The sequence below is a fragment of the Kribbella antibiotica genome (genome assembly GCF_004349055.1).
Classification (GTDB): Bacteria; Actinomycetota; Actinomycetes; order Propionibacteriales; family Kribbellaceae; genus Kribbella; species Kribbella antibiotica.
Genome location: NZ_SMKX01000115.1, coordinates 12,269 through 28,908, shown reverse-complemented (window position 1 = coordinate 28,908; position 16,640 = coordinate 12,269). Strand labels below are relative to the sequence as shown.

At 67.7% G+C, this 16,640-nt stretch carries 9 protein-coding genes; 5 read left to right on the top strand and 4 right to left on the bottom strand.

Annotation, left to right across the window (positions count from 1 at the left end; genetic code table 11):
- The 3 genes from E1263_RS30225 to E1263_RS30215 form a co-directional block, all read right to left on the bottom strand.
- A partial coding sequence (locus tag E1263_RS30225; RefSeq protein WP_272949707.1) for a citrate/2-methylcitrate synthase occupies positions 1 to 444 on the bottom strand: 444 nt, incomplete at its 3' end.
- The gene (locus E1263_RS30220) at positions 441 to 1,652 is read right to left on the bottom strand and encodes a CaiB/BaiF CoA transferase family protein (protein WP_132173514.1); all 1,212 of its coding nucleotides are present in this window, start codon (positions 1,650 to 1,652) and stop codon (positions 441 to 443) included. The genes E1263_RS30220 and E1263_RS30225, both read right to left, overlap by 4 nt.
- The gene (locus E1263_RS30215) at positions 1,642 to 2,412 is read right to left on the bottom strand and encodes an IclR family transcriptional regulator (protein ID WP_132173512.1); all 771 of its coding nucleotides are present in this window, start codon (positions 2,410 to 2,412) and stop codon (positions 1,642 to 1,644) included. Before E1263_RS30215 ends, E1263_RS30220 begins: the two co-directional genes overlap by 11 nt.
- Positions 2,413 to 2,542: 130 nt before the next feature.
- Here E1263_RS30215 and E1263_RS30210 point away from each other — a divergent pair, with 130 nt between their 5' ends.
- The 4 genes from E1263_RS30210 to E1263_RS30195 all read left to right on the top strand — a co-directional run bounded on the left by E1263_RS30210 (position 2,543) and on the right by E1263_RS30195 (position 6,250).
- Positions 2,543 to 3,586 carry a Bug family tripartite tricarboxylate transporter substrate binding protein gene (locus E1263_RS30210; RefSeq protein ID WP_238161656.1) on the top strand — a complete coding sequence of 348 codons (1,044 nt, stop codon included), beginning with the start codon at positions 2,543 to 2,545 and terminating at the stop codon, positions 3,584 to 3,586.
- A complete protein-coding gene (locus E1263_RS30205; RefSeq protein ID WP_132173510.1) occupies positions 3,583 to 4,089 on the top strand; it encodes a tripartite tricarboxylate transporter TctB family protein in 507 nt (168 codons plus the stop codon). Before E1263_RS30210 ends, E1263_RS30205 begins: the two co-directional genes overlap by 4 nt.
- Positions 4,086 to 5,648, top strand: coding sequence for a tripartite tricarboxylate transporter permease (locus E1263_RS30200; RefSeq protein WP_272949706.1), 1,563 nt, complete (start codon positions 4,086 to 4,088; stop codon positions 5,646 to 5,648). Before E1263_RS30205 ends, E1263_RS30200 begins: the two co-directional genes overlap by 4 nt.
- A 194-nt stretch (positions 5,649 to 5,842) precedes the next feature.
- Complete coding sequence (locus tag E1263_RS30195; protein WP_132173508.1) at positions 5,843 to 6,250, top strand: universal stress protein; 408 nt, start codon at positions 5,843 to 5,845, stop codon at positions 6,248 to 6,250.
- Between the two features lie 6 nt (positions 6,251 to 6,256).
- Here E1263_RS30195 and E1263_RS30190 read toward each other — a convergent pair whose 3' ends face one another.
- A complete protein-coding gene (locus tag E1263_RS30190) occupies positions 6,257 to 10,198 on the bottom strand; it encodes an RICIN domain-containing protein (protein WP_165956792.1) in 3,942 nt (1,313 codons plus the stop codon).
- Positions 10,199 to 10,409: 211 nt separating this feature from the next.
- Here E1263_RS30190 and E1263_RS30185 point away from each other — a divergent pair, with 211 nt between their 5' ends.
- Positions 10,410 to 16,640 (top strand): RHS repeat-associated core domain-containing protein, encoded by a 6,231-nt coding sequence (locus E1263_RS30185; protein WP_132173504.1) that lies wholly within the window; start codon positions 10,410 to 10,412, stop codon positions 16,638 to 16,640.

Below are 16,640 nucleotides of genomic sequence, written 5' to 3'. Positions count from 1 at the left end.
GTGGAAGCGGTGGCCGAAGCCGGGGATGAAGGCCTTGCGGGACTTGTATGACGCGATGACGTCGCGAGGGTCGGCGCCGGTTTCGTGCAGGGTGTAAAGGAGCTCGAGGCATTGCTGGCCGGCGCCGCCGTGGATGTCGCCGAGGAGGTTCACGCCGGTGGCCATGGCGTTGTTGATGGGGAGGCCGCAGGAGACGGCCATCCGGGCGGCGGCGATCGACGGGGCTTGCGGGCCGTGGTCAACGGCGGCGACGAGGGCGCATTCGAGGAGGCGAGCTTGGCCGATCGTTGGGAGGTCGCCTCGGGTCATCAGCCAGATCATCTGCGGGAAGGTGACCTCGCCGATCAGGTCCTGGATGGCATAGCCGTGGAAGCGGATACTGCCGGGGCCGATGTCGGAGATTCCGGTGGACCACCAGTCCGCGGCATCCGTCGTACTGGTCATGTGGCGCCTTTCGCGGCGAGCGCTGCTATCTCGGCGGGCGTGTAGCCAAGTTCGGCGAGGATGACGGTGGTGTGTTCACCTAGACGAGGTGGGCGGCTGGACGGGCCCACCGCTTGGCCGTCGACGTGGACACTGCTGCCGAGAACGCGCAGAGAGCGCTCTCGGCCGTCGGGCATCGGGACCTCGTGGAAGAGTTCGCGCTCGGCTAGCTGATCGAGAGAGAGCGCTTCCTCGACAGTGAGAACGGGAGCGACCGGTACGCCGGAATCGGCGAGGAGGCTGTCCCAGTGCGCGGCTGAGGCTTGCACGAGCGTCTTCTCGAGTTCGGCTTTGAGCTCAGCGCGGTGGGTCTTGCGGGACTCGCGGGTGGCGAAGCGCTCGTCGGTCAGGAGGTCGCGGCGGTCGAGTACGCGACAGAGTTCGACGTACTGCTCCTGTTTGTTGGCCGCGATGTTGAGCGCCCCCTCGGCGGTACGGAACGTGCCGGAGGGAGCGGAGGTGGCGTTTTCGTTGCCCATGGCCCGTGGAATGCGGCCGCCGACAAGATAGTCGGAGACGACCCAGCCCATGGCGGCAACGGCAGTCTCGAGCATCGACACATCGAGGAAGCTGCCGATGCCGGTGCGAGAGCGCTTCACGAGCGCCGCCGAGATCGCGAACGCGGCCGCATAGCCGCCGAGTGTGTCCGCGATCGGGAAGCCGGTCCGCGTTGGAGCGCTCTCTGGTGTTCCCGTGACGCTCATGATCCCGGACAGGCCCTGGATGATTTGGTCGTACGCCGGTCGCCCGCGCATCGGACCGGTCTGGCCGAAGCCGGAGACGGCGCAGTAGACGAGCCCGGCGTTGAGCTCGCGCAGGGTTTCGGCCGGGAAGCCGAGGCGGGCCAGGACGCCGGGGCGAAAGTTCTCCAGCAGTACGTCGGCCTCGCGGACCAGACGCTCGAAGATTTCGCGGCCGGCGGGGTTCTTGAGGTCGAGGGTGAGAGAGCGCTTCCCGCTGTTCTGAGCCAGGAACGAGATCCCGAGACCAGCAGCGGAGAGCTCGGGGTCTCCCCCGAGGTTGCGTGCCAGGTCTCCCGTGCCTGGCACCTCAACCTTGATGACATCTGCGCCCATCAGTGCGAGCTGATATCCGGCGAACGGGCCCGCCAACACATTCGTCAGGTCCAGCACCCGCACTCCGGCCAGCAGGTCTGCGTCAGGTTGCACTGAAGCCGCTCCAGTTGGTCGTATTGATGGTCGCGGCACACCGCCGTACGGCGTTGATGTAGGCCGGAAGGCGGTCGTCGCTGAAGCGGGTGGTGGGGCCGCCGATGGCGATGGCAGCGACGACTCGGCCGTCGGGGCGGCGGATCGGCGCGGCCACGCCGGAGGCGCCGAGCTCGCGCTCACCGTGGCTGATCGCGAAGCCGCGAGCGGCGGCATCGGCGGCGGCACCGCGGAGTCGCTTCGCGAAACCGGGCGGCCGGGGTGCTTCCAGAGCGATCTCTTCGATCACGGACGGATCCACTGACAGCACCGGCGGGTCGGTGAGCAGGACCTTCGACGCGGCGCCGCTCCACAACGGCATCGAGGAGCCGACAGCAATCGAGTGCCGAATGCTGAGCGTGCCCAGCGCCTGGGCGAGGCAGACTCGGGTGCGGCCGACGCGGATATAGAGGTTGGCGGTCTCGCCGGTGTCGGCGGCCAGCCGGCCCATCGCGGCGCGGACGGCCGGCGGGATCTCCATCGTCGCGCTGCTCAGCCGCGACCAGCGCAGGAAGCCCGGACCGATCGCGTATTTGCCCGGACCGATCGCGGCCACCAGACCGCGCTGCTCCAGCGTCGTCACCAGTCGCAGAACTGTTGTCTTCGGCAACCCACTGGCTGTGGTGAGCGCGGCCAGCGTCCAGCTAGGGTGCTCGTCATCAAAACGTTCGAGTAAGTCCAGAGCACGGTGCACACTGCGAACCCCGTCACCGTCGGCCATCCGAATCCCCTCTCTCGGGTGTCTCCTTCCGACGATAGACCTGCGTACCGCAGAACGGAATCTCTGTACCCCCTGGTGGAATGCTGCTACGTTTTTCGGCATTCCATCCCGACGCCCCCGGAGGCATCGCATGGCCCGAACCCGGACGGCCCGAACCCGGACGGCACTGGCCAGGACGGCGCTCGTCGCCGCGGGCCTGGCCGGCAGTCTGCTGCTCAGCGGCTGCTCGGCCTTGTCGAAGACACTCGACGGCGGCAGCGTCGCCGGTGACTTCCCGAGCCGCAACGTGGAGATCATGGTCCCCGCTGCCCCTGGTGGCGGCTGGGATCTGACGGCACGGCAGTTCCAGCACGTGATCCAGGAAGACAAACTGCTGGCCGACCGTTCCGTCTCGGTCGTGAACGTGACCGGTGCCGGCGGGGCGGTCGGGATCTCCAAGCTGGTCACCAAGAACCGCAAGGACCCGCACACGCTGATGATCACCGGCCTGGTGATGGTCGGCGCGCTGACGCTGAACCAGTCCCAGATCAAGGTCTCCGACACCACCCCGATCGCGACGATCACCGCCGAGCAAGAGGTGATCGTGGTCAAGGCCGACTCCCCCTTGAAGACTCTCAAGGACCTGGTCGACCTCTACAAGGCCGACCCGGCTCAGGTCAGCTGGGGCGGTGGCACCATCGGCGGCACGGACCACATCACGGCGGGCACTCTGGTGAAGGCCGCCAACCTGGATCCGGCGAAGGTGAAGTACATCAGCTACTCCGGTGGCGGCGAGGCGACCGCGGCGATCCTGTCCGGTGACGTCACCGTCGGCATCTCCGGGATGAGCGAGTTCGAGGAGCAGATCACCGCCGGCAAGATGCGCGTGCTCGCGACCACCGGCGCCGAGCAGCTCACCGTCGACGGTAAGAAGCTTCCGACGATGAAGTCCGAGGGGTACGACGCCGAGGTCCAGAACTGGCGGGCGATCGTGGCACCGCCCGGGATCCCGGATGCGGACCGGCAGCGGCTGATCGAGTTCGTGACGAAGGTGAACACGTCGCCGGAGTGGGACGAGATCCGCAAGAAGCAGGGCTGGACAGAGTTCTTCAAGACCGGTGACGACGCCAGCAAGTTCATCGCTGACGAGACCACGCGCGTGCAGGCTCTCCTGAAGGAGCTGGGGATCGTATGAGCGCTACCGAAGAAGTCGAAGCTCCCAAGGCCGCCGACGTCGAGGTCGAGGCGTCCCGGCTGGTCCGGATCATCGCGGCGATCGTGCTGATCGTCCTCAGCGCGACGTTCCTGGTAGGCGTCTTCGACATCCGTAGTCCGAAGGGTTTCGACCCGGCCGGACCGCGATTCTTTCCGTTGCTCGTGACAACGGCCTGGCTCCTCTTCTCGATCGGCTACCTGATCGAGGGACTGCGCGCACCGAAGACGGCCAAGGCCGACGGTGACCGAAGCTGGTTCGAGCCGGTAGCGCTGTCCGCGCTCCTCGTGCTGTACGCGCTTCTCGTCGTACCGCTGGGCTATCTGATCGCGACCGCACTGCTGTTCTTCGCCGTGGCCCGGGTGCTCGGTAGCCGGCAACTCGTTCGTGACGTGGTAGTGGCCGTCGTTCTCGCAATTGTCGTGTACGTCGCTTTCACCCGCTTCCTCGACATCTCCCTGCCGGAAGGGGTGCTCGGCCTGTGATCGCGCTTGGTGTCGGCAGCGACCTGCTGCACGGATTCGGTACCGTCCTCGACCCGATGAACCTGCTGTGGGCCGTCCTCGGCGTCACCCTCGGCATGCTCGTCGGCATCCTCCCCGGCATCGGCCCGGCGCTCACCATCGCGCTGCTGCTGCCGATCACCTTCAACTTCTCCGACCCGATCGGCGCGTTCATCATGTTCGCCGGGATCTACTACGGCGCCATGTACGGCGGGTCCACCACCTCGATCCTGATCAACACCCCAGGCGAATCAGCCTCGGTCGCGACGGCGATCGAGGGCCACAAGATGGCTTTGAAAGGTCGCGCTCGGGCGGCGCTCGCAACAGCGGCGATCGGGTCGTTCGTGGCCGGCACCATCTCGACCGTGCTGCTGACGTTCGTCGCGAAGCCGCTCGGGAGTCTGGCCAGCAACTTCCAGGCCACTGACTACTTCGCCGTCACGCTGCTCGCGATGGTCGCGGTGACTGCGCTCGTCGGTCACTCGATGGTTCGCGGGTTGCTGTCGCTGACGGTCGGTCTGTTCATCGGGCTGATCGGTCTGGACAGTCTGTCGGGCGCACCGCGCTACACGTTCGGTTCGCTGCGACTGCTCGATGGCATCGACGTGGTGATCGTCATCGTCGGTCTGTTCGCGATCGGCGAGACGCTGCACGTGGCGTCGAAACTACGGTCGACTCCGGATCGGCCCGCCGTACTGGAGAAGGGGCGGTTGCGGACCGGGTATCTCACCAAGTCCGACTGGAAGCGGTCGTGGGCGCCGTGGTTGCGCGGGACCGCGCTCGGGTTCCCGTTCGGCGCGATCCCGTCCGGTGGCGCCGAAGTACCGACGTTCCTGTCCTACTCGATCGAGCGGCGGCGGGCGCGCAAGAAGGGTCGCGACGAGTTCGGCAACGGCGCGATCGAGGGTGTTGCAGGTCCGGAGGCCGCGAACAACGCATCGTTCTCCGGTGTCTTGGTCCCGCTGCTGACGCTCGGTCTGCCGACGTCGGCGACGGCCGCGGTGATGCTCGCGGCGTTCCAGATCTTCAACGTGCAGCCCGGACCGCAACTGTTCGAGAACAACAGCACGCTGGTCTGGACGCTGATCGCGTCCCTCTACATCGGCAACCTGATCCTGCTGATCATGAACCTGCCGCTGATCGGTCTCTGGGTGCAGGTCCTGAAGGTCCCCCGCCCCCTCCTGTACGCCGGAATTCTCGTCTTCGCGTGCCTTGGCGTGTACTCGCTTTCCGGCTCCGGCTACGAGGTGCTGATGGCGCTCGTCATCGGTGTCGTCGGGTTCTTCATGCGCAAACTCGACTTCCCGATCGCACCGGTCATCCTCGGCGTGATCCTCGGCCCGACGATGGAGGAGCAGTTCCGCCGGGCACTGGTCATCTCCAACGGAGACGCCAGCGTCTTCTTCACCCGGCCGCTGAGCCTGGTCATCATCGTGCTGACCGTGCTCGCGCTGTTCGTCCCGTACCTGCCGAGGATCGTCGCGCGCCTGCGCGGCACGCAGCCCGCCCACCAGCGACTGACCTTCGGCGAGGATGACTGATGGGCCGCAAGGGTGTGTCTCTTGGTTCCGCGCCGTAGCGAGCATGTGCTCGGTGCGGTGGCTCGGTGTGCTGGAGGGGAGGCCTCGATGCTTTTCCATCGTGGCCTTTCCTCCAGTGCGCCGAGGTGCCGTGCCGAGTGCAGCGCAGTAGGCGGGGAAGCAAGAGACACACCCTAGAATGAGAGAGTGACCCTGTGAAGATCCTGGTTGGCTATGTCCCCACGGCCGAAGGCGAGGCTGCACTCGACGCCGCCGGCCGCGAAGCCTCGTTGCGCGGCGCCTCGGTGCTCCTGCTGAACACCAGTCGCGGTGACGCCTACATCGACGCCCGCTACGCCAACGAGGCCGAGCTCGAGACAGCTTCGGCGAAGCTGCGCGAGCACGGCGTCGAGGTCACCATCCAGCAGGCAGTCTCGAACGGCGACGTCGCCGGCGAGCTCCTGAAGGCGGCCGCCGCCGAGGACGTCGGCCTGATCGTCCTCGGGCTGCGCCGTCGCTCCCCCGTCGGCAAACTCATCCTCGGCAGCACCGCCCAGCGCGTACTGCTGGAATCCCCGGTGCCGGTGCTCGCGGTCAAGGCACCGACACCGCACGACGACTGACACGCTCTACATCTTGGTCAGCTGCCAGCGCTGGCAGGGGCCGTTCCAGTAGTGCCAGACGATGACTTTCTCCACGGTGGTGCCGACACAGTCCGGCACATCGACCATCAGGCCGGTGTCGGCCTGCTGCAGGGTCCAACTGTTGTCGGCGGCCGGTTCAATCCGCCAGCGCTGGCACTCCGAGGCATCCGTGCCGAAAGCAACCAGCTTGGCTGCGGGCATCCGCGAGCAGTTCTCGACCTGCAGGGCGGTCCCGGTCGACGGGTCGATGATCTGGTAGACGTCGTCGCCGAGTGGTTTGAGCTGCCACCGCTGGCAGGGGCTGTCCGAGATCCAATCCCAGGTCCGGACGCCCTGCAGCGGGTCGCAGTTCTTGATGTCGAGGACGTAGTCCTTGCCAGGATCACGCAGTGCCCGGATCTTGTAGCGGCCGTCGAGCTGCGTCGTGTTCAGGGCTGCCCGGAGGAACCACTGCTGCTCCGGTACGGCGGCGCACGTCTTCTGGATGATCTTCGCCCCGTTGGCCGTCCCCGCGTTCTCCACGCCGGCGCACTTGCCGCTGTGCCCGAAGCGCACGCGGAACACCGTGTCGTAGCTGCTGCCCTCGACATAGTCGATCAGGATCTGCTGATTGCCCTGGCCGAGGCACTTCCACTGCACGATCGGGGTGTTGTCGTCGAAGCTCTGGTTTCCGACGTCGATACAGCGTGGCGTGCCGTCGATCGCCGTACCGTCGAGATGCACCATGTGCAGTTCGTACTGGTCCGTCCCGGCAACTGGTACGACGCGGAAGCGCTGGTGCAGGCCGTTGAGACAGTCCCACTGCTGGATCAGCGCCGGGTCTGTCCGGCTGGCACCGGCAACCTCCATGCACTTGCCGCTGTTGCGTGCGACCAGTTCGTAGGTCCGCGACTCCAGGTCGAACTTCGGGCCCGCGTCCGACGCCCCGACCGCTGCTTCGGACCAGTCGTTCACCGGCGCCTCGAACGCCGTACCGGTCGAGCGCAGATGTGCGACCTGCCGGCCGCCGCCGGTCAGGGAGGAGATGAGAGCCGCGTCGGCCTTCCCGTCCTTGTCGAGATCACCGACCTGTACGGCGGTCCGCAGCGGATCGCGGTCGGCGCCGGTCCACCAGTCCGACAGCGTGAACGCCGTACCGGTCGATCGGAAGGTTTTCAGCACGGTCCCGGAGCCGTTGTCGTAGACCGAGACGACGTCGCCCTTTCCGTCGCCGTCCACATCGCCCGCGACCGGATGTCCCTTGTCGAAACAGTAGGCGCCGTCGTAGGCCGTCGTTGCCGCACCGAACGCGGTGCCCGAGGACTTGTAGACGTTGACGACTGTGCGGCAGTCACCGGTCTTGCGGACGACGACGAGATCGTCCTTGCCGTCGCCGTCCACATCGGACAACACCGGCTGGGTCACGGCCCAGTCGCCTCCGGCTGTGGTGGTCTGCAGCCACTGAACGGGCGCGGACAGGTTGCCGCCCGGATAGACCACGACCCGCCACCCGCCGTTGCCCGAGTTGAGCTGGACGACGATGTCGCTCACCTTGTCACCGGTCACGTCGCCCGACGTCACGTGCGCGGTCGCGATCGTCCAGTCGGCCTGCGGCGCCTTCCAGTTCGGCGTGGACGGCGGCTCGTACCGATTGCCGTCCGAGACCATCGTGTAGAGCGCGACCCGGCGGCCGGGCTCGTCGCGGAAGAACGCGAGATCCGTGCGGCCGTCTCCGGTGAAGTCGCCTTGCACCGGCTTGCTGCGCGACAGGGCGAACCCGCCGTTGATGCCGCTGTCCCACGCCATCGTCCCAGTGCCGAAGGTGCCACTGCGGCTGAGGACATTCCAGACCCCGGTCCGGCCGAAGCCCTGGTCGACGACCATGACCACGTCGGCCGCACCATCGCCGTTCACATCGGATCGGACCCGTGGTGCCGTGCCGTTCGTCTGCGCGAGCAGCGTCCAGGCCTTCACCGACAGCGGCCCGGGGTTGCCTGCCTTGTCGACGGCCCGCACCCACAGCTTGCGGCTGGACGAAGGAACACTGATCGGCAGTACGGCGGTGCCGTCCGGACGTGCCTTGATCGTCAGCACAATCTTCGCCTGCTCGAACCCGTACTGGTATTCGGCGATATCGGTGTCGCCCGCGGCCGGGCTGAAGGTCATGGTCCCCACCTCGCGGGCCGGCTTCCCGGGCCGGCCGTCGGGGAAGTCCGTCGACGTCCGGAGCGCCTCACCCGGCAGCCGGCTGTCGATGGTGAAGTAGCAGCGCGCCGTGGCCGGCCCGGAATCGATCCCGTCGTCGGCGACCTGGTCGTCGCTGCGAGCCACGTAGTAGTACGCCGTGTCGTCGCTCAGCACGCCGTCGGGAACCGGGGACCAGGTGAAGGCTGCTCCGTTGCCGGTGATCCCGGAGTTCTGCGTATAGACCGTGGTGTCGCCGGCTGCCCGGTGGATCTCCAGCTTGTTGATCAACGTGTCGCCGTCCGGGTCACCGGCAACCCCGGAGAAGGCCGGCTGCCGAGTCCCGATCGGGGTCGGCGCGGCCGCCGTACCGCAGGTCTTGGGGATGTCGAAGTTGACCTTCAGCGGCATCCGCGGTGCGTTGTTGTAATCGATGATGACGGTCGCGGTCTCGCCGCGGAATCGCTTCCACTGGTACTCGTTCGTCTCGTCGGGCGCGGCCAGGCCGAGCGACACCGACGAGTCGCGGTCGGTGGCGACCTTCTGGATCAGGTCCTTCAGCGCCGGGGACTCCCAGCCCATCGTCATATCCGGTTCGGAGGATCGCGCGTGACCGCTCGCGGTGGCCAGGTACTGCGGCCAGCCGGTGCTGTTCCAGGTGACGTCCGCGGACCGGCTGATCGGCGTGGTGCGGTACAGATCGACCGGGTGGTCGTTGCCGTCCGGCGAGTGGTCGAGCACGACCGTGAACCGGGCCCGGACCACCCGAGCGCCGGCGATCTTGGTCGTGTCGAGGTTGAACAGGGATCGGTAGGTGTCGGTGTCCGGCCCCCAGGCCTGACCGACCTTGGCGCCCTGGTCACGGTCGTATCCCCAGTAGCTCATCGTCGGAACCCGGGCGTCGACGTGGGTCCACATGTCCCCCGCCTCGTCCGACCAGGACGGGTCGATCGTGACCGGGTACTGCGTCGTCGGGGCGTTCAGCATGGCCTGGTCCGGCCGGATCGTCAGTACGCCGGCCGCTAGCGTCGAGGCCGCCGCTTTCGTTACGGGCTCGGTCGCCGAATCCCACATCAGCGGTTGTCCGGAGGCGAAGACGGCGCGCCCCCGGCGATCCTTGGCCAGCGTCGTGCCGCCCGCGCTGCGCGTGAACGTCAGCCCGGCACCTCCGAGCCGGAACCGCAGTTCCCGGAGCGCGGGGTTGCTCGCCGCGGCTCGGTTCTTCACTACGAGCGCTTTGGCGAAACCTGCTGGTTCTGCCCGCAGCTGCAGGTCGACGCCCGGCAGCACCTCGCCGTACGTCGCTGTGTCGCCCTGCAGGACGGGCTTCGGCAGGACGCCGGGCCAGCCGACTGTCAGGTGCTGGTTCGGGCCACCGAGGCGGACCAGATCTGCACCGGTGCCACCACCGGAGAAGACAACGCCCTTGTCGCCGACCGCCGGACGAACGTTCCCATCGGCACCGAAATGGAGGGTCGGGTCGAGAGCCTTCCAGCCGGCGGCTGCGCCGGTCCGCACCGGCGTCGCGTGCTGGACCATCGTGTGGGTCCCGTTCGGATTGACGTAGACCTCTCGCGAGGTCGATCGCAGGTCCGGCAGCTCGACGCGCTGACCGCTCTGCCGAGCTTGCGCCGCCGCACTGTCCGGACGATCGGGCACGGCGGTCACGGGCGTCACAGCTGTTGTCGTCGGCACCTGACCCAGAAACAGCGGAAGCGCAACGATCGCGGTCGTGAGCACGCGGAAAGTCGAGGAGGTGGGCACGCTGTTCTCCTGTCGGGCAGAGTCGCGAGAAGGCCGCCACCATGGCACAGTTCCCGGCCGCGCGGACCTCTTCGGCCCGACCATTCCATGCCCGTGGAAGGGTGCTTCGGTTTCGGGCTAGACCATTCAGGATCGCTGGAAAAGCTTGCCCGATCCCCTGGCAGTCGCCTCAACTGAGAGCCCCTTCTGCCCGCTCACCCAGGGAGTCTTCATGCGTGTACGCCGACGCTGGCAGACGACGTCAACGGCAGTTGCCGTGGCGCTCAGTCTGCTCGTGACAACACCAGGGGTCGCGTCGGCTGAGCAGTCTGCCGACAAGCCCAAATCCACCGCCGGCAAGGCCAAGCCGCGCAAGAAGGAAGCCTCGGTCCCGACCGAGAACCTGCCGGCCAAGCCCGGCATCCCCGATCGCGACGGCGAGCGCACGGTGACCTCGGTCCCCGAGCAGCACTGGCCGGCAGCCGGTCGCGCGGAAGTCGCCGTACCGAAGCCGCAGACGCTGCAGGCCGGGCGGACGGCGGCAGCGCCGCTGACGCAGGTCGGCACGCTTCCGATTTCGGTGGGACCGGCGGCGCCCGTGAACAAGGCGGCGGCCGGCGTCACAGCGGCCGACCGCGCGACCGTCGCGGCGGCCCCGGGCAAGGTCGCTGTCGAACTGCTTGAGCGCAAGGGCAGCGAGCTGCGGTTCACAGTCCGCCGTACCGATGGTGTCGCCAAGGCCGGTCAGGTCGGTCTCCGGCTCGACTACAGCGCGTTCCGCCAGGCATTCGGCGGCGACTGGTCGACGCGGCTGCAGGTGCTGAAAGTGCTGGACTGTGCAGGTTGTCAGCCGGTGCGCGTCCCCAGCCGGAACGACGGCACGGGTGCGATCACTGCCGACGTACCGGCCTCCGCCGCACCGACAACGTTCGCGCTGGCCGCAGCGCCGTCCGGCCCGTCCGGAGACGGCACTGCCACCGCTCTGAACCCGACCGCGACCTGGCAGGTCGGCGGCTCCTCGGGCGACTTCAACTGGTCCTACCCGATGCAGGTTCCGCCGAGCCTCGGCGGCCCCAGACCGACCGTTGCCCTCGGCTACAACTCCGGCGCCGTCGACGGCCGGACCACCGCCAGCAACAGCCAGGGCTCGTGGGTCGGCGCCGGCTTCGAACTGGCGCCCGGCGGCTCGATCGAACGCCGATACGCCTCCTGCGGCTCGAAGACCGAGCAGAAGGGCAACAACGGCACCTCTCCCACCGGCGACTACTGCTGGGCGACCGACAACGCGACCTTCTCGCTGAACGGCTCCGGCGGTGAACTGGTCCTCGACGACACCACCAAGACCTGGCACACCCGCACCGACGACGGGATGACGATCGAGCGGCTCGGCAACGCCGACAACGGCGACGAGGGCCCCGACTCCGGCGCCGGCCAGAAGGGCGAGCACTGGCGGATCACCGACAAGGGTGGCATCCAGTACTACTTCGGGCTGAACAAGTTGCCGGGAGCAACTGCTTCCACCAACTCGGCGTGGACCGTCCCGGTCGCCGGCAACAACGACGGTGAGCCGTGCAAGAAGGCGGCCTTCGCGGACTCGTTCTGCAAGCAGGCCTACAAGTGGAACCTCGACTACGTCGTCGACCCGCACGGCAACACGATGAGCTACTACTACGACATCGAGACCAACAAGTACGGCCGCGCCGGACAGGCGACCCTCGTCTCGGACTACATCCGGGCCGGCAACATCAACCGGATCGAGTACGGCCAGCAGAAGAACAAGCTGACCGACAACGCCGCGAAGGTCGCGCAGGTTCGCTTCGAGACCGCTGAGCGGTGCCTGAAGTCGACCGGCTGTGTCGCCGCCGACTACGTGGACACCCCACTGGACCAGGAGTGCACGAGCACCACCAACTGCGGCACCATCCTGTCCCCCACGTTCTGGACGAAGAAGCGGCTGGCCCGCGTCGTCAGCGAGGTGTGGCGCGGTACGGCGTACGCACCGGTCGACTCGTGGTCGCTGCGGCAGAGCTTCCTCGACCCCCGCGACGGTGGCCGCTCGAGCATGCTGTGGCTCGACGGTCTCGGCAACACCGGTCACGTCGGCGGGACCAAGGCCCTGCCTGAGGTCACCTTCGCCGCGCAGATGCTGCCGAACCGGCTGATCGGCCCGGACTCGGTCGGCCAGCCCGCGCTGCTCTGGCCACGCGTGCAGACCGTCACCTACGGCACCGGCGGCCAGGTGGCCGTGCACTACAAGACGCCGGACTGCGTGAACCCCACCGACCTGCCGACCGCCGACGACAACCGCAAGCGCTGCTACCCGATCAAGTGGACCCCGAAGGACCAGGCCGAACGCCAGGACTGGTTCGCGAAGTACGTCGTCGACGAGGTCAAGGAAGCCGACCAGGTCGGCGGCACCCGGGACCAGGTGACCCGGATCGAGTATCCGGAGGCACCGGCCTGGCGGCACGACGAGGAGGACGGCCTGGTCGAGGTCGACCGCAAGACCTGGTCGCAGTGGCGCGGCTACGAGAAGGTCAAGGTGATCACCGGTGACGGCGTCGACGGGCCTGCGACGGTCAAGCTCAACACCTACTACCGCGGTATGGACGGTGACGTCCGCGCCGACAACTCGGTCAAGGACGTCTCCATCACCGACTCCACCGGCGCCAAGTCGAAGGACCTCAACGCCCTGACCGGGCGGTCGCGGGAACAGACGACGTACTCCGGTGACACCATCGTCGACCGGTCCATCGCCGACCAGTGGATCTCCAAGACGCCGACGGCCGTACGGGAGCGGACCTGGGGCACCACCAAGGCGTATCAGGTGGCCGAGCAGGCGGTCCGGCAGGACCAGGCCACCGGCACCGGATGGAAGAGCAGTTCGTCGTCCAACACCATCGACGAGGCCACCGGCCGGGTGACGGCCAAGAGCGACCTGCGCGACATCGCTGACCCGAACGACGACATCTGCACGCGGTACGAGTACTTCGACAGCCCGGCTGCCAAGCTGAGCAATCTGCCGGCCCGGTTGCAGACCGTCGACGTCGCGTGTACCAAGCCGTGGACGAAGAACGACGTCATCTCGGACTCCGTGACCACCTATGACCCCGCGACCGGTGACAAGGTGGCGCAGGCCCGGCTGGCCGGATTCGATGCCGCCGGCAAGGAGATCTACCAGACCACGAGCACCATCGACTACGACGTCATCGGCCGGGTCCGGCACACGAAGAAGGGCACCGCGACGACGACCATCGACTACACCCCGGCCACTGGTGGTCCGGTGACCGCGACCAAGACCATCCAGCCGAACGGCCAGACCGCGACCAGCACGGTCGACCCGGCCCGGGGCGAGGAGCTGACCGTCACCGACATCGCCAACCGCACCACGACGACCACCCGCGACGCGCTCGGCCGCGTCCTCGAGACCCGGCAGGCCGGTAACACCGGCGCGGTCCCCGATGTCGTCAACGTGTACAGCGACGAGCCCGGTAAGCCCGGGCTGGTCACCAGCACCGCACTGCGCGCCGACGGCAGGAGCGAGACCTCACGCGAGTTCAGCGACGGTCTCGGCCGCCGCCGGCAGACCCAGAACGAGTCCGCCGACGGGGTCGGCCGGATCATCACCGACTACCTGACCGACAGCCGCGGCCAGGTCGTCAAGCAGAACGGCCCGTACTACAACAACGCGCCACTCGGCTTCGACATCGTCAAGCCGACCGACGAGTCGAAACTCCCGGCCCAGAAGCTGACGACCTTCGACGCCCTCGGCCGGCCGCAGGTGGAGTCGTTCAAGACCAGCGGCGTCCCGCAGTGGACCCGCACCCACACCAACGGGACCGGGGTCGAGACCATCGAACCCCCGACCGGCGAGCAGGCGACCACCCGGATCACCGATCTGCAGGGCCGGCTGGTCGAGCTGCGCGCCTACCAGGGCAACAAGGCGACCGGCGCCTACGACAAGACCACCTACACCTACACGGCCCGCGGCCAGATCGCCGCGGTCACCGACCCGGCGGGCAACGTCTGGTCGTACGAGTACGACCTGCGCGGCCGCAAGATCGTCGACCACGACCCCGATCGCGGCACGACGACCTACACCTACAACGACCTCGACCAGCTGGTCACGTCGAAGGACGCGCGCAACATCACGCTCACCTTCAGCTACGACGTCCTCGGCCGGAAGACCGCGGTCAAGCAGGGCGACACAGTCATCGGCGAGACCGTCTACGACACGCTCAAGCCGGGCCAGGTCACCAGCACCACCCGCTACGTCGACGGCAACCCGTACACCATGCGCTACACCGGGTACGACGCCGCCGGACGCCCGACCGGGTCCGAGCTCGTCGTACCGAAGGCCGAGGGCAAGCTCGAGGGCGTCTACCCGATCAGCACCGCCTACACCACCGACGGCCAGGTGAAGAGCACCACGATGCCCGCCGTCGGCGGACTGCCGCAGGAGACCGTCACCACCGGGTACGACTCCCGAAGCCGTCCGATCACCCTCACCGGCGCCTCGCCGTACGTGACCGAGACCGACTACACGGCCTACGGCGAGACCAGCCGGATCAAGGTCGAGAACGGTGACAACTGGACCGAGCAGCTCTTCGAGTACGAAGAGGGCTCACACCGGCTGTCCCGCTCCAGCCTGCTGACCCCGAACGGGTACGTCTCCGATGTCGGCTACAAGTACGACGCGGCCGGGAACGTCCTGCAGGCCACCGACACCCCGACCACCGAGGACGCGAACGACACCCAGTGCTTCGGCTACGACCACTACCGGCGGCTGACGCAGGCCTGGACGCCGACCGGCGGCGACTGCGGAGCGGCCCCGGCCAAGGACGCGCTGGGCGGGCCCGCGCCGTACTGGTACAGCTGGACATTCGATGCCATCGGCAACCGGAAGTCCGAGCGGCGGATCACGCCGACGGCGCAGACCGATGCCACCTACGAGTACCCGGCGGCGGGACAGGCCCGGCCGCACGCCGTCCAGAAGGTGACCACGACCGGCACCGGCGGCACCCGGGTCGACCAGTACGGGTACGACGCGAACGGGAGCATGACCACGCGGACCAAGGGTGCCGTCACCGAAACGCTGACATGGACCGACGACGGCCGGCTCAACGAGCTCACCGGGAACGGCAAGTCCAGCAAGTTCATCTACGATGCGGCCGGCCGCCAGATCCTGCGCAGGGACGTCGGCGGGACGACCTTGTTCCTCGGTGACACGGAGCTGCAGCTCAAGCTGGACGGCAGCCTGGTCGGGACCCGGTACTACGCACTCGGCGACCACGCGGTGGCCGTGCGGGTCGGCGACAAGATCAAGTGGGTCAGCAGTGACCACCACGGCACGATGACCGTGTCGGTCGACTCGGCGACCCTGGCGATCCAGCGGCGCCGGACCTCGCCGTACGGCGAAGTGCGGGGAACCGCGCCGACGGCGTGGGCCGGTCAGCGTGGCTTCGTCGGAGGTGTTCAGGACGACTCGACCGGGCTCGTGAACCTCGGGGCCCGGCAGTACGACCCGGGCACCGGGCGGTTCGTCTCCGCGGACCCGCAGCTGGACTTCCAGGATCCGCAGCAGATGAACGCGTACGCCTACGCCAACAACAGTCCGGTGACCTTCAGCGACCCGGACGGCGAGCGCTACGTGACCGAGACGGTGACCACGTTGCGCGAGGTCGTCAAGGTCGTCTACAAGCGCATCATCGAGGAGAAGGAGCGGCTCGTCACCAGGAGCCGGATGGTGATCACGGCGCTGGCCCTCTACATCGTCTTCCGGGCGATGGGCTGGAACGCGCTGGCCAATGCGTTGATCGGCTGGGCCACCTACCAGGTCCGGGAGATCTACAGGATCCAGCGAACGATCCGGGAACTGGTCAAGGTCCAGGAACGCGTCACCCGCCAACTCCAGCGCTGGGTCGACGACGCCGAGTCCAAGAACCTCGACCAGATGCTGAAGAACTCCAACGACATCCTGGCGTCGGCGACCAGGATCGCGCAGCAGACCGCCCAGGCCATGACCTGGGCGCTCACGCTACGCGGTGCCAACCGCCAAGGTGGCGGGGGCGGCGGCGGTGCGGGTGCGGGTCGGTTCCATATGGCCGGCGGTCCCAGCCCGTGCTGGGAGTACGGCTGTACCTCTCCGGACCCGAACATCGACAAGCTCGATAACAAGGAGAAGGACCAGCCCTTCTGGTACAAGCTCCTGAGGGGCACCGTCGCGGGCGCCGGGGGTGGCGCTGTCGGCTTCGGGTGCTCCGTGCCGTTCGCGCCCACCGGCGTCGGGGCGCCGACCGCCGCCGGAGCCTGCGGCACCGCGGCCTTCGTCGGAATCGGGCAGTTGTTCGACAACATGTGGAACGGGAAGAACAAGACGCCCCGGGAGCAGGCGTACGACGAGCAGCGGAAGCAGAACAAGGAGACATTCCGCGAGACCTGCCACACCTACAACGGCTGCTGA